The following is a 12,257-nucleotide window of genomic DNA, read 5'->3' on the forward strand; positions in this document are numbered from 1 at the left end:
GTTAAACGCATGGGCCTGCGCAATCCGTCGCGGTCATCACTCCTTTCGGGCGATTTTCGCCTTGGCCTGCCCGTGCTGGTACAAGGCCTTGCCCAGTTCCTGGCGTTCATCCAGCGGCAGGCTGTCGGCGAAGTCCGCCAGGGTGTTGTCGATCAGCACCCGCAGCGAGTTGTCCGCTTCCCGGGCCCGGGCCAGGTCGGCCAGCAGCGCGTTGCGGTCCAGGGTCGGGGCTTCCAGCTGGCGGATCACGTCCTGGCGCGCTTCACGCCCGGCCAGGACCAGCGGCTGGCTGTTCGCCTGGTTCTGCCTGAGCAGTTGGCGCAGTTGCTTGCGCCGCGGCTCGGGCAACTGCATCAGCGCCTGACGCAAGCCATGCTGGTTGACCGCGACCTCGGCCGGCCGGGCGTTGACCAGCCAGTGATACAGGCCGCCGCCGACGCCGCCGATCAGGAACACATTGAGCAGCAATGACACGGCCAGCAGCGGCTTCAGGTACTTGGGTGGGGTCATTGCTCGGTTTCCTCGGCGTTGACGGTAAAGACGATGTCGGCATCGCCGTGGTCGAAGACACTGGGCAGCACTTCGGCGGAATGCAGGGGCAACGGCAGGCTCAGGGAGGCCACCAGGATGCCGGCGGCGATCCCGGCCACGCCGACGCCGACGACGCCGGCCGGAGACAGCCAGCCGGCATAGCGCTGCCAGAAGGAGGGCGCGCGGTTCTGGCCGGCCGAGAGACGGATCCGGCGGATCAGGGCCGGGTCCGGTGCCGGCAGTTGGTGGCTGTCCAGCAGGTTGTCGAGCAGGCGCGCCTGATCGAGGGCGGCGAGGGCGCTGCTGTCGCGCTGTTCGAGCAATACCTCGGCGCCGGCCCGCTCGGTAGCCGGCCAGCGCCGCAGGTCTGCGCCGTAGGCCTCGGCCAGTTGGGCGAATCGTTCGGGCGTCATCGTCTTTCCCTCCCCAGTCCGGCATCGCCGAGCGTCTCGGCAAGGTGGCCGCGCAGGTTGCGCCGGGCCCGCGACAGCAGGCTCTCCAGTGCCTCGACGCTGATGTTCATCAGGGCCGCGGCTTCGATGTTCGACAGCTCCTGGTAATACTGCAGCACAATGGCTTCGCGCTGCCGTTCGGGCAACGCCGCCAACGCCGCGGCCATCTGTTCGCTGCGGGCGGCCGCTTCCAGTTGTTCGTCGGGCGCCGGCGTGCTGTCGGGCACCTCGATCGGCTCCTCGTCGTCGGCCAGCGGACGTTCCCGGCGCCGGCGCAGACGGTCGTGACAGAGGTTCAGCGCGACCCGGTGCAGCCAGGTGTCGAAGCGCGCTTCGCCGCTGCGCCAGTTCGCCGCCTGCCTCCAGATGCGCAGGAAGCTCTCCTGGGCCACATCCGTGCCTCTTCGGCATCGCCGAGGATCCGCGCGGCGAGCGCCAGCAGACGGGGCAGCTTGCGCGACACCATCTCGTTGACGGCCGCCGGTTCGTTGTTGCCGATGCGGGCCAGCAATTCAACGTCCGGATCAGTTTCTTTCAATATGGCAAATCCCGGTCCGGTGGCTCAGCTTCGGATTGAGCGGATGGCCCGGCTGCGGTGCGCGCCGCCGGGGGCTTGCATTCAGCGGATCCAGTGGCCTTCGACCCACACCCAGTTCGGCCCGCGCGGCGCCCAGTGGCCCGGTTCCCAGCGGGCGTTGTAGCGCACGCGCTGCCAGTGGCCCGGCTCCCAGACGTAGCCGCGGCCTTCCCAGCGCCAGTGCCCGCGATCCCAGGCGTAGCCGGGGCGTTCGACAGGAATGGCTTCGACGCGCATGGGCGGCGGTGCCTCGCGAATGATGATCTCGGGCTGGGCGAAGGTCGGGGTGCTGGTCAGGGCCGCGAATGCCAGGGGAATGAGCAGGGCAAGGCGAAATGTGGCCAGAGGTCGTGCAGGTCTCATGACAACTCCTTCATGCGGCGGACGAAAGTGAACGCTGCTGATGGGTTGAACGCAGGACGCCGAAAAAATCCGTCGCGGCAAAACCGAAAATTTTTCGCGGGCTTTTCCGCCGTGTCGGGAAGAAGTATTACCCAGGGTGGCCACGGCGTTGATGAAATCGTACGAGGGGTGCGACGGATTTCTCCAGGTGCCCGCGTTCAACCGGTAACCGTTGACCATCGGCAGGCGCTGTGGCGTCGTCCGTGCAGCGGCTCTATCCACCGCACCCTGAGGAATACCACCATGTCTCGTCGTCTCTCGCTGCTCGTTGCCGCGGTCCTGCTGCTGAGCCTCAGCGGCTGTGTGATTCTGCCGGGGCACCGGGACCATTGCTGCTGGCGCTACTACGGCGCTGTCGCCCATTCGACGCAGGAGGCGGCGGTCTGACCGGACGTCCCGGCCCCAGGGTGCGGAGCGCCTGGGGTCGGCTTTGACATAAATAGAATTAGTTTACTGCTTGCCTTTTTGCTTTTGTTTTAACTGGAAATTCGGCGAGAACCGGCCCATCATTCGCCGCACTGTGTCTGCGCTTCAAGGCGCTGCTGCGCGCCTGTGCGAAGACCGTGAACCCCTCGCCCTTTTCAGGAACTCATCTTGTCTAACGTCTGCTCCGCCGGCCTCGATATCGGCTTCGCTTCCCTGAACTACCTACAGATCGGCATTCTCGGCATCATCCAGGGCATCACCGAACTGCTGCCGATTTCCTCCACTGCCCACATGCGTGTCGTTCCGGCGGTGCTCGGCTGGCAGGACCCGGGCTCGGCGTTCTCGGCGGCCATGCAACTGGCGGCGCTGGCGGCGGTGGTCAGCTATTTCTGGCGCGATGTGCGCGACGTGGTGGGCGGCAGTGTCACGGCGGTTCGCCAGGGCGACTTCGACAGCCAGTGGTTCAAGCTGGCGGTGGCGATCATCCTGGCGACCCTTCCGATCGGTATCGCCGGCCTGGCCCTGTCTTCCACGCTCAACGCCTGCGATTCGCCCCTGCGTGGTCTGACCGTGATCGGCGTGTCCTGCCTGGTGATGGCGCTGCTGCTGGCGGTGTCGGAGTTCACCTGTCGGCACCAGCGGGTGGTCGGTGAAATGCGCCTGCGTGATGCGCTGATCGTCGGCATCGCCCAGATCGGCGCGCTGATCCCGGGCGTTTCGCGCTCCGGCTCGACCCTGACGGCGGCGCTGTTTCTCAACTTCAAGCGCGAAGAGGCGGCGCGCTTTTCGTTCCTGCTCGGCCTGCCGGCAATCGCCCTGGCCGGCTTGAAGGAGCTGTGGGTGCTGCACCATGCGCAGATTCCGACCGAGGCCTGGGGCCACCTGCTGTTCGGCATCGTGGTCGCCAGCGTCTCGGCCTTCGTGGCGATCTGGGGCCTGATGCGTTTCCTCGAGCGTTTCTCCACCTGGCCGTTCGTGATCTACCGTGCGGCCCTCGGGATCTTCCTGATCGTCGCCGTCCAGCAGGGTTTCCTCTCCTGATTCAATGCCCCGGCGCCGCCCTGACGGGACGCCGGGTCATTTGTCCGTTCCCAGCGCATAGCGCCGGCAATGCTCCAGATACCCCTGTTCGTGACTGCCCACCCGTTGCACCACGCGGGTCCATGACCAGGACAGGGCGTCGCGGGGTGCTTTCAAGGGGGCGCTCTCTGGCTGGGAGTTGAGCGTTTGAGCGTTGCGCTGGCGGATTGGTTTCGCCTTGGCGGTACGTTGCCGGAAGTGGCAGCACCGCTGAAAAAAAAGCCCGCATGCGGGCGGGCTCAATGGGAGGTTCATCAAAGGAGCGGGTTCACTATAAACAGGCAGGCTGTCTGGCACAGTGAAAGATGTTTTACCTCAAAGCCACGTCCGGCAAGGCTTCAGAGCGGTTTTTCGATGCGGTCATAACGCGCTTTCAACTGCGTCAGGCGTTTCTCGTACTGGCGCTGGAGACACGCGTTGTCGCTGCCGCAGGCGTTGCGTTCCTGCAGCCAGGCCACCTGTTCATCCTGCATCGCGCCACGGTTTCCCATGGCGAACAGGCCACGCAGCAGGCGGTAGGTGGTGGCCATCTCGACGTCGAGGTCGTTCAGTTGGCGGTCGCTGCAGATGGCGATTTCAGTGGGCTGCTTGGCCCGCCCGCAGTCGAAGCTGGCGGCCTGGGCCGTGGCGATAAACAGGGGGAGGGCGGCCAATGCCCCTAAAGATTTTTTCATGCGGGTGCCTGCTGTTCGGGTGTGCCTCGGTGTTCATCAGACCGGGCCGGAGGTGATTGGCTCCCTTAGTCGCGCAGCAGGCGTGCCTGCAACCGATCGCGCACCTGCGGCCATTCCTCGTCGATGATGCTGAAACGCACGGAGTTGCGCTTGCGCCCGTCCGGCATGATCCGCTCGTTGCGCACGATGCCTTCCTGCTGGGCGCCCAGGCGCAGGATCGCCGCGCGCGAGCGGGCGTTGATTTCGTCGGTGGTGAACTGCACCCGCACGCACGCCAGGTCCTCGAAGGCATGGCGCAGCATCAGGTACTTGGCCTCGGTGTTGACGAAGCTCTTCTGCCAGCGCGTCGAGATCCAGGTGCTGCCGATTTCCAGCTTGCGGTAGTGGCGGTCGATCTTCCAGAACCGGGTGGAGCCGATGACTTCACCGGTGTCCTTGAGCACGATGGCGAAGGGCATCACCGTGCCGGCTTCGCGGCCGGCGAGGGCCGTGCCGATGTACGCCGCGACGGTGGCCTGCGACGGCACCACGGTGAAGGGCAGGTTCCACAACTCGCCGTCTTGCGCGGCCCGTACCAGGGCGTCGGCGTCATCGGCTTGCAACGGGCGCAGCAGCAGGCGCTGGCCTTCCAGGCTACGGGTCAGCAGGAGGTTTTTCACGGCGAGGGCTCAGGCGGTGGTTCCCTGCGCATTACAGTCAGCCCGCCACGCCTTGGCAAGGGCCATTTGCAGGGAAAACACCCGTACCAATCGCCCGGCCCTAGGCCTGGCTGATATCGACCAGTTGCGGCCGGGTGATCGCCAGGTAGTCATCGCTGGCGAGAATCATCGAGGTGTCCAGGCGCCCGGCATTGAAAGCGATCTCGGCGTAGCGCCGGGTCAGGCTCGGGTCGACGATCAGTTCGATCCGCTCGTCGAACACGAACGGCGGAATCGCGCCGATCCGGCAGCCGGTCAGGGCCATGGCGGTCTCGGCCTTCACCAGTTCGGCCTTCTTGCCCCCAGGGCGGCACCGAGCTTTTTCATGTCGAGCCGGTGGTCGCCCGGCAGGATCGCCAGGGCATAGCGTTCGCCCTGGCCCTTGAGGGCGCAGAGCATGGCCTTGGCCCCCTGGCCCGGTTCGGTGCCACGGATTTGCGAGACCCGCATCGACTGCCCTTCGGCATCGTGCTGCATGACGCGGTAGCGGGCGCCGTGGCTGTCCAGCAGGCTGACCAGTCGATCGAAAACGGCAGGCATGGGCTTTTCCTCAGAAGGGCTTGATCAGGTCGTACGAAAGCTTGCTGATCAGAATCACCAGCAAGACCAGGAACAGCGCGCGCACGAACGGCACGCCCCGGCGCACCGCGAGCCAGGTGCCGGTCAGGGCGCCGAGGATGTTGAACAGCGCCATCGGCAGCGCCACCAGGTACAGGACGTTGCCGGTGGGGATGAAGAACACCAGCGCGGCGACGTTGGTGGCGATGTTCACCAGTTTGGCCGAGGCCGAGGCGTGCAGGAAGTCGAAGGCGAAGCAGCGGATGAACAGGAAGATCAGGAAGCTGCCGGTACCGGGGCCGAACAGGCCGTCGTAGAAACCGATGGCGCCGCCGATCAGCACCGCCAGCAGTTTTTCCCGGGTACCGATCCGCATCGGCTTGTGCAGGGCGCCGAAGTCCTTTTTCCAGAAGGTGTAGAGCGCCATCACCACGATCATCACCAGCACCGCCGGGCGTACCACCGACTGCGGCACCGCCGAGACGGTGGCCGCGCCGAAGAACGACATGACGAATGCCGCCCCGGCCGCCGGGATCACCAGGCTCCAGTCGATCACCACCTTGCGCACGAACGAGCGCGCCGCGAAGGTCGTGCCGCAGGCGGCCGCGACCTTGTTGGTGCCCAGCAGGGCGGCTGGTGGGGCGGAGGGCAGCACGTTGAACAGCGCGGGGATCTGGATCAGTCCGCCGCCGCCGACCGCCGCGTCGATGAGGCCGGCGGCGAAGGCGAAGCAGCAAAGGATGACGATATCAAACATGAAATCAGGCTCTGACGATAAAGGGTTGGTTCGGGTCCAGCGGTACCACGCGCGCCGGATCGTCGACCCCGAACACCCGGATCATCCAGCGGTCGCGGCCGTCGTAGCGCGGGGTGAAGCCATCCCGGGCGTGCAGGGTCTGCTGGTTCTTGAAAATCAGCATGTCGCCGGGCTGCAGCAGGATGTGCCGGATGACATCGGGGTGGTTGGCGGTGGCCGAGAACAGTTGCATGGCAAAGTCGGCGTTGGCGGTGGTCGCGCTGACCGCCGCCTTGTTGTAGCGGCAATGCAGGCCGCCGGCTGGCGGCTGGTAGAGCAGCGGAACGTTTTCCAGCACGTTGCCCTCCTGGCCGAACGAGTCCGGCCGGCGAACGCTGAAGTTTGGCCGCTGCAGTTCCTGTTCGACGAAGTCCGGCAGGATGTCCAGCACGTCGCGGATGGCGACGATGCGCGTGGGCACGTCCAGTTCGCAACGCAGGCCGGTCAGGGTCAGGTACTCGGGGCAGGCCGAGAGGCCGTCGAGCGGTTCGCAGGTCAGCGGCAGGTGCGGGTTGTCGACGTGCATGCCCAGGCCCAGGCGCGAGCCGAAGGAGCTGGCTTCGGTCTCGCACTCCTGCTTGGGCGAGACGTGGCGGAACACCGTGTTGTCGCTCTCCCCGGCATAGCCCACGGGGCGGGTGCCCAACGCCGCCAGCACGGACAGGATCGCACCGGCCAGCACCGGCAGCTCTTCGATGCCGGGTTCGTCGTCGTAGGGTGTGGCCGGCAACTGCGGGTCGACCGGCAGGCCGCGGACGATCAGCGCCCCGCATCCGACTGGGGAAGTCGCGCAGCACCTGGTGTTTTTCGGCACTCAGGACGTTTTCCAGCAGACGTTGCAGCACCGGCATCCGGTCGATGCCCGAGGCGCTGTCGCGGATGGCCAGGGGAGTGAGCGCTGCCTGCAATTGTCGTTGCTCGGTGAATGATAGATGGATTTCGGGCAGGGCCTGCAGAGTGGGCGCCGGGGCATTTCGAACCAGCCAGTGCGGGCTTTGCTCGCTGATTCGGCTAGCCGAATGCCTGACAGCCTCATTCAGTTTTGACACGTCCTTTGCTCCTCTATTCCTACGTCCCTGTGGGTTAAGCGCGAAGGCTAACGGAAGGGACCTTTTTGTGTTGCAATACCACGTTGCGAAAAGTGCAACGAGGTGAGTGATGGCACTGGATCTGTTGGGTGAGCTCGAAGCCTTCGCGACGGTGGCGCGCAAGCGCAGCTTCATCGCCGCGGCGCGGACTCTGGGGCGTTCGCCAAGCTCTGTGACCCGTGCCGTTCAGGCCCTCGAAGAGAGCGCCGGGGTCAAGCTGTTCAATCGCTCGGCCAATGCGGTGAGCCTGACCGAGGCCGGCGAGCGGCTGTTGCCCCACGCCTACAAAATGCTGGATCTGCAACGTGAGGCCGACGAAGACCTGGCCGGTATCAGCGGCCTGGCCAACGGCTGGATCCGCTTTTCGGCGCCGGAGTTTCTCGGTCACGGGGTCATGCCCAGGCTGATCGCCCAGTACTGCGAGCGTTATCCGCAGGTGAACATCGACGTGATCTTCACCGACGAAACCATCGACCCGGCCAGGAGCAAGCTGGACTTCTCGATCCGCGGTGCCTTTCCGCAATCCAGCGACCTGATCGGTTTTCCGCTATGGAGCTATGCCCGCTACCTGTATGCCAGCCCCGCCTACCTGGAGCGGTGCGGCACGCCCGACTCGATCGAGGCATTGGACCGTCATTCGCTGATTCTGCACACCGCCCCGCGGATTCTTAAGGAGTGGAATTTTCGCAATGAGCAGCAGGCCATCAGCTACCGAGTGCATCCGAAATTTCGCTTCAGTTCGGGCGCCGCGGTGTTTCAGGCCGCGTTGGCCGGGGTGGGGATTGCCCGCCTGGCCGACTGGCTGGCGGAGCCGGAGGTCGAGCAGGGGCGGCTGGTGCGGGTGTTTCCCGAGTATCGACTGACCTCCAGCGGCGGCGAGAACCCGCAGATGCATGCGGTGTACCCGGCCGGCAACCTGCCGCTGCGGGTGAAGATGCTACTGGAACTGATCCGGACCTTCGGCGACAACGTCACTCGGTTCTGAGCCGAGGGCGAAGCGTTCGCGCACCAGCGCGCTGAAGCGGGCCGCCGCCGGCCCCAGGGTCTGCCCGGCGCGGGTGATCAGGCCGATCTCGCGGCTGACGCCGGCGTGTTCCACCGGCAGGCGGATCAGGCCGCTGAGGCGGTCGTCCACCGACTCCGGCAACAGGGTCATGCCCAGCCCCTGGCGCACCAATGCCAGCACCGTGGACATGTAGTTGGCCTCCAGCCCCGGGACCAGGGTCAGGCGCTGCTCGTCGAACAATTGCTCGACCCGCTCGCGCACGCTGCTGTCGCGCCCGGTGAGGATCATCGGCTGGCCGCTGAGGTCTGCCAGCCGTACCCGTTTCCTGCGCGCCAGCGGATGCTGCTCGGGCACGAACAGGCAGAGCCGGTCGACCATCACCACCTCGAAGTCCAGGCCATGACTGAGCCGCGCCCGCACGCCGAGGCCGAAATCGACCTCGTTGTCGCGCACCAGGGCATCGATGCGCTGGGCGACCACGTCGCGCAGGCGCACTTCGACGCCCGGATAGGCTTCGCGAAAGGCTCGCAGCACCGGCGGCAGGGCGCCGGAGCAGATCGACGGCAGGGCGGCGATGGTCACCACGCCGCGCTGCAGGCTGGCCAGGCCGCGGGAGCCGTTGACGATGTTGTCCAGGTCCAGCAGCAGCTTCTCCATCGGCCCGCGGGCCTGCTGGCCGGCGCTGGTCAGGCTGACCTGACGCGGGCTGCGCTCGAGCAGCGCGACGCCGAGCCAGTCTTCCAACTGCTGCACTTGCACGGTCAGCGCCGACGGCGACAGGTGCAGTTCATCCGCCGCCCGGGTGAAGCTGCCGGCGCGCACGACGGTGAGGAAGGCGCGAATATGCTGGATGGAATTCTTCATTCTGTTTTTCCGAATACAAGGCGGTGAACATTCCAATTTACAAAGCTTAATCGCCTTTCAATACTCCGGGGAAAACAATAACCGCCCGCTCCCTGAAGAAGCGGCTCACTGGAGTCTTCCCATGCTTGCCACGCTGGGTGTCATCACCATTCTCTGTCTGCTTGCGGCTGTCATGAGCAAGCGCCTCTCTCCCCTGGTTGCCCTGATCGCCCTGCCGATCATTGCCGCCTTGCTCGGCGGCTTCGGTCTGCAGACCAGCGGCTTCATCATTACCGGTATCAAGAACGTCGCCCCGGTGGTCGGCATGTTCGTCTTCGCCATCCTGTTCTTCGGCGTGATGACCGATGCCGGCATGCTCGACCCGATCATCGATCGCATTCTGCGTACCGTCGGTACCCGGCCGAGCCGGATCGTCGTCGGCACCGCCCTGCTGGCGCTGCTGGTGCACCTGGACGGTTCGGGGGCGGTGACCTTTCTGGTCACGGTGCCGGCGATGCTGCCGCTGTATACCCGCCTGGGCATCGACCGGCGCATCCTGGCCTGCGTTGCGGCGATGGCCGCCGGGGTCAACTTCCTGCCGTGGACCGGGCCGGTGCTGCGCTCTTCGGCGGCCTTGCACGTGCCGGTGGCGCAGTTGTTCCAGCCGCTGATCCCGGTGCAGATCGTCGGCCTGCTCTTTGTGTTCGCCAGCGCCTGGTGGCTGGGCCGGCGTGAAGAGCGTCGCCTCGGTCTGGGGGGCGGGGCGGCGGTGGACAGCGTGCCGACCCGGGTGATCAGCGCCGAGGAGGAGCGCCTGCGGCGTCCGCGGCTGTTCTGGGCCAACCTGCTGCTGACCGTGCTGGTGATGGTGGTGATGATCGCCGGCTGGGTCGACCCGGTGGTGATGTTCATGCTCGGCACCGTGGTTGCCCTGTGCCTGAACTACCCGAACGTCGACGCCCAGCGCGAGCGTATCGATGCCCACGCCAGGACCGCGTTGACCATGGCCAGCATTCTCCTGGCGGCCGGGGTGTTCACCGGCATCATGCAGGGCACCGGCATGCTCAAGGCCATGGCCGAAGTGGCGGTGGCGCAGATTCCCGCCGGGCACGGCAAGCTGATCCCGACGGTGGTCGGGCTGTTGTCGATGCCGCTGAGCCTGCTGTTCGACCCGGACTCGTTCTACTTCGGGGTGATGCCGGTGATCGCCGAGGTCGGCAAGGCCCTGGGGGTCGAACCGCTGCAGGTGGCCCAGGCCTCGCTGCTCGGGGTGCACACCACCGGGTTCCCGGTCAGCCCGCTGACCCCGGCGACTTTCCTGCTGGTGGGCCTGTGCAAGATCGAACTGGCCGACCACCAGCGTTTCACCATTCCATTCCTGTTTGCCGCCTCGGTGCTGATGACCCTGACGGCGTTGCTTCTGGGCGTCTTTTGAAATGAAGGGCTTTGCGATGAAAACCTTGCGTATCGGCTCCGGTGCCGGTTACTCCGGCGACCGTATCGAGCCGGCCGTGGAACTGGCGGCCAAGGGCGAGCTGGATTACCTGGTGTTCGAATGCCTGGCCGAGCGCACCATCGCGCTGGCCCAGCAGGCCCGCCTGAGCGACCCTGCGGCGGGCTACGATCCGTTGCTGCGCGAGCGCATGCAGCGGGTGTTGCCCTATGTGGCCGGCAATGCACGGCGGCTGCGGATCATCACCAACATGGGCGCGGCCAACCCGCTGGCCGCGGCCCGGGAGGTGCGGCGGATCGCCGTCGAGCTGGGCCTGCCGGCGCTGAAGGTGGCGGCGGTGACCGGCGATGACGTGCTGGCGGCCCTGCAGGCCGAGCCCGAGCGGCAGTTGGACAATGGCCTGCGGCTGGCGCAGTTGGGTGAGCGGCTGATCTCGGCCAATGCCTACCTGGGCGCCGAGGGCATCGTCCAGGCCCTGGCGGCGGATGCCGATGTGGTGATCACCGGCCGGGTCGCCGACCCGTCGCTGTTCCTTGCCCCGCAACTGTTCGAGTTCGGCTGGGCGGCGGACGATTGGCCGCGCCTGGGGCGCGGCACGCTGATCGGCCACCTGCTCGAATGCGCCGGGCAGATCACCGGCGGCTACTTCGCCGACCCCGGCATCAAGGACGTACCGGGCCTGGCCTACCTGGGCTTCCCGTTGGCCGAGGTCGACGAGCAGGGCGGGGCGATCATCACCAAGGTCGCCGGCAGCGGCGGGCGGGTGGATCGTGCCACCTGCGCCGAACAGCTGATCTACGAGGTGCATGACCCGGCGGCCTACCTGACCCCGGATGTCACCGCCGATTTTTCCCGGGTGAGCTTTGCCGGGCAGGGCCCGGACCGGGTGCAGGTACAGGGCGCCAGCGGGCTGCCGCGGCCGCAGTCGCTGAAGGTCTCGGTCGGTTACCTGGACGGCTGGATCGGCGAGGGGCAGATGTCCTACGGCGGCCCCGGGGCACTGGCCCGTGCCCGGCTGGCGCGGGAGGTGGTGCTGGAGCGCCTGCGGATCATCGGCGTTGAAATGGAGGAGGTGCGGGCCGAACTGATGGGTGTCGATTCGCTGCATGGCGAGCGCCTGGGCGAGCGCGCGGCGGCCGAGCCCTGGGAAGTCCGCCTGCGGGTGGCCGCCCGTTGCGCCCGGCGGGCCGATGCGGTGCGCGTCGGCAATGAAGTGGAAACCCTGTACACCAATGGCCCCTCCGGCGGCGGTGGTGCCAGCAAGAGCGTACGGCAGGTGGTGGCGGTGGCGTCGTTGCTGCTGCCGCGCGAAAGCCTGGTTGCCCGGGTTCATCTGGAGGATCTGCAATGAGTACCTTGAAGCTGCGGTCCCTGGCCCATTCGCGTACTGGCGACAAGGGCGACACCTCGAACATCTCGGTGATCGCCTATCGCGCCGAAGACTATCCGCGGCTGTGCGCGTGGCTGACCGCGGAGCGGGTGGCGGCCTGGTTCGCCGAGCTGCGCGACCCGGCCGCCGCGCCGGTGCGGCGCTACGAACTGCCCGGTGTGCAGGCGCTGAACTTCGTGCTGCCGGGCATCCTGCGCGGTGGCGTGACCCGCTCCCTGGCGCTGGACGCCCATGGCAAGAGCCTGGGTTCGGCACTGCTGGACATGCCGCTGGACGAGTAGGG

The 12,257-nt window shown here is 66.5% G+C and carries 14 protein-coding genes and 2 pseudogenes; 6 read left to right on the forward strand and 10 right to left on the reverse strand.

Annotated elements, in window-relative coordinates:
- Window positions 1-36: 36 nt before the first annotated feature.
- From ACZ5KU_RS10835 to ACZ5KU_RS10850, 4 genes and pseudogenes are all read right to left on the reverse strand, one after another.
- Entirely contained in the window at window positions 37-510 is a 474-nt protein-coding gene (locus ACZ5KU_RS10835; RefSeq protein WP_054064204.1) for a periplasmic heavy metal sensor, read from the reverse strand.
- On the reverse strand, window positions 507-944 hold the full coding sequence (locus ACZ5KU_RS10840; protein ID WP_054064205.1) for a hypothetical protein: 438 nt from the start codon (window positions 942-944) through the stop codon (window positions 507-509). Before ACZ5KU_RS10840 ends, ACZ5KU_RS10835 begins: the two co-directional genes overlap by 4 nt.
- A pseudogene (locus ACZ5KU_RS10845) lies at window positions 941-1,521 on the reverse strand (RNA polymerase sigma factor). The gene ACZ5KU_RS10840 and the pseudogene ACZ5KU_RS10845 overlap by 4 nt, the downstream one beginning before the upstream one ends.
- A gap of 81 nt (window positions 1,522-1,602) precedes the next feature.
- Window positions 1,603-1,923 carry a YXWGXW repeat-containing protein gene (locus ACZ5KU_RS10850; protein WP_054064207.1) on the reverse strand — a complete coding sequence of 107 codons (321 nt, stop codon included), beginning with the start codon at window positions 1,921-1,923 and terminating at the stop codon, window positions 1,603-1,605.
- Window positions 1,924-2,205: 282 nt separating this feature from the next.
- On the opposite strand from ACZ5KU_RS10850, the gene ACZ5KU_RS10855 reads away from it, so the two are divergent.
- Both ACZ5KU_RS10855 and ACZ5KU_RS10860 read left to right on the forward strand, forming a co-directional pair.
- Entirely contained in the window at window positions 2,206-2,349 is a 144-nt protein-coding gene (locus tag ACZ5KU_RS10855) for a hypothetical protein (protein WP_192842729.1), read from the forward strand.
- Between the two features lie 207 nt (window positions 2,350-2,556).
- Window positions 2,557-3,429 carry an undecaprenyl-diphosphate phosphatase gene (locus ACZ5KU_RS10860; RefSeq protein WP_054059101.1) on the forward strand — a complete coding sequence of 291 codons (873 nt, stop codon included), beginning with the start codon at window positions 2,557-2,559 and terminating at the stop codon, window positions 3,427-3,429.
- A gap of 377 nt (window positions 3,430-3,806) precedes the next feature.
- On the opposite strand, the gene ACZ5KU_RS10865 is transcribed toward ACZ5KU_RS10860, so the two are convergent.
- The 5 genes and pseudogenes from ACZ5KU_RS10865 to ACZ5KU_RS10885 form a co-directional block, all read right to left on the reverse strand.
- The gene (locus tag ACZ5KU_RS10865) at window positions 3,807-4,142 is read right to left on the reverse strand and encodes a lysozyme inhibitor LprI family protein (protein ID WP_054059102.1); all 336 of its coding nucleotides are present in this window, start codon (window positions 4,140-4,142) and stop codon (window positions 3,807-3,809) included.
- A gap of 65 nt (window positions 4,143-4,207) precedes the next feature.
- Window positions 4,208-4,786 (reverse strand): GNAT family N-acetyltransferase, encoded by a 579-nt coding sequence (locus ACZ5KU_RS10870; protein ID WP_054059106.1) that lies wholly within the window; start codon window positions 4,784-4,786, stop codon window positions 4,208-4,210.
- Window positions 4,787-4,901: 115 nt separating this feature from the next.
- A pseudogene (locus ACZ5KU_RS10875) lies at window positions 4,902-5,380 on the reverse strand (YbaK/prolyl-tRNA synthetase associated domain-containing protein).
- 10 nt (window positions 5,381-5,390) lie between these two features.
- Window positions 5,391-6,155 carry a sulfite exporter TauE/SafE family protein gene (locus tag ACZ5KU_RS10880; RefSeq protein ID WP_054059104.1) on the reverse strand — a complete coding sequence of 255 codons (765 nt, stop codon included), beginning with the start codon at window positions 6,153-6,155 and terminating at the stop codon, window positions 5,391-5,393.
- Window positions 6,156-6,159: 4 nt separating this feature from the next.
- Window positions 6,160-7,008 (reverse strand): TauD/TfdA family dioxygenase, encoded by an 849-nt coding sequence (locus tag ACZ5KU_RS10885; RefSeq protein WP_464737130.1) that lies wholly within the window; start codon window positions 7,006-7,008, stop codon window positions 6,160-6,162.
- A 344-nt stretch (window positions 7,009-7,352) separates the two neighbouring features.
- On the opposite strand from ACZ5KU_RS10885, the gene ACZ5KU_RS10890 reads away from it, so the two are divergent.
- Entirely contained in the window at window positions 7,353-8,267 is a 915-nt protein-coding gene (locus tag ACZ5KU_RS10890) for a LysR family transcriptional regulator (protein ID WP_054064209.1), read from the forward strand.
- On the opposite strand, the gene ACZ5KU_RS10895 is transcribed toward ACZ5KU_RS10890, so the two are convergent.
- Window positions 8,220-9,152 carry a LysR family transcriptional regulator gene (locus ACZ5KU_RS10895; RefSeq protein ID WP_464737131.1) on the reverse strand — a complete coding sequence of 311 codons (933 nt, stop codon included), beginning with the start codon at window positions 9,150-9,152 and terminating at the stop codon, window positions 8,220-8,222. The genes ACZ5KU_RS10890 and ACZ5KU_RS10895 overlap by 48 nt on opposite strands.
- Before the next feature lie 121 nt (window positions 9,153-9,273).
- On the opposite strand from ACZ5KU_RS10895, the gene ACZ5KU_RS10900 reads away from it, so the two are divergent.
- The 3 genes from ACZ5KU_RS10900 to ACZ5KU_RS10910 are packed head-to-tail and all read left to right on the forward strand — an operon-like array spanning window position 9,274 to window position 12,255.
- A complete protein-coding gene (locus ACZ5KU_RS10900) occupies window positions 9,274-10,566 on the forward strand; it encodes a CitMHS family transporter (protein WP_054061575.1) in 1,293 nt (430 codons plus the stop codon).
- 16 nt (window positions 10,567-10,582) lie between these two features.
- Window positions 10,583-11,935: an acyclic terpene utilization AtuA family protein gene (locus ACZ5KU_RS10905; RefSeq protein WP_054064211.1), complete on the forward strand. Its 1,353-nt coding sequence runs from the start codon at window positions 10,583-10,585 to the stop codon at window positions 11,933-11,935.
- 5 nt (window positions 11,936-11,940) lie between these two features.
- Window positions 11,941-12,255 (forward strand): AtuA-related protein, encoded by a 315-nt coding sequence (locus tag ACZ5KU_RS10910; RefSeq protein ID WP_193394233.1) that lies wholly within the window; start codon window positions 11,941-11,943, stop codon window positions 12,253-12,255.
- Window positions 12,256-12,257: the final 2 nt, after the last annotated feature.

It is taken from the genome of Pseudomonas sp. Tof1, from assembly GCF_055390395.1.

Coding starts and splice junctions, on each gene's coding strand:
- ACZ5KU_RS10835 (WP_054064204.1), bottom strand. CDS start 510: ATGACCCCACCCAAGTACCTGAAGCCGCTGCTGGCCGTGTCATTGCTG.
- ACZ5KU_RS10840 (WP_054064205.1), bottom strand. CDS start 944: ATGACGCCCGAACGATTCGCCCAACTGGCCGAGGCCTACGGCGCAGAC.
- ACZ5KU_RS10850 (WP_054064207.1), bottom strand. CDS start 1,923: ATGAGACCTGCACGACCTCTGGCCACATTTCGCCTTGCCCTGCTCATT.
- ACZ5KU_RS10855 (WP_192842729.1), top strand. CDS start 2,206: ATGTCTCGTCGTCTCTCGCTGCTCGTTGCCGCGGTCCTGCTGCTGAGC.
- ACZ5KU_RS10865 (WP_054059102.1), bottom strand. CDS start 4,142: ATGAAAAAATCTTTAGGGGCATTGGCCGCCCTCCCCCTGTTTATCGCC.
- ACZ5KU_RS10880 (WP_054059104.1), bottom strand. CDS start 6,155: ATGTTTGATATCGTCATCCTTTGCTGCTTCGCCTTCGCCGCCGGCCTC.
- ACZ5KU_RS10890 (WP_054064209.1), top strand. CDS start 7,353: ATGGCACTGGATCTGTTGGGTGAGCTCGAAGCCTTCGCGACGGTGGCG.
- ACZ5KU_RS10895 (WP_464737131.1), bottom strand. CDS start 9,152: ATGAAGAATTCCATCCAGCATATTCGCGCCTTCCTCACCGTCGTGCGC.
- ACZ5KU_RS10900 (WP_054061575.1), top strand. CDS start 9,274: ATGCTTGCCACGCTGGGTGTCATCACCATTCTCTGTCTGCTTGCGGCT.
- ACZ5KU_RS10905 (WP_054064211.1), top strand. CDS start 10,583: ATGAAAACCTTGCGTATCGGCTCCGGTGCCGGTTACTCCGGCGACCGT.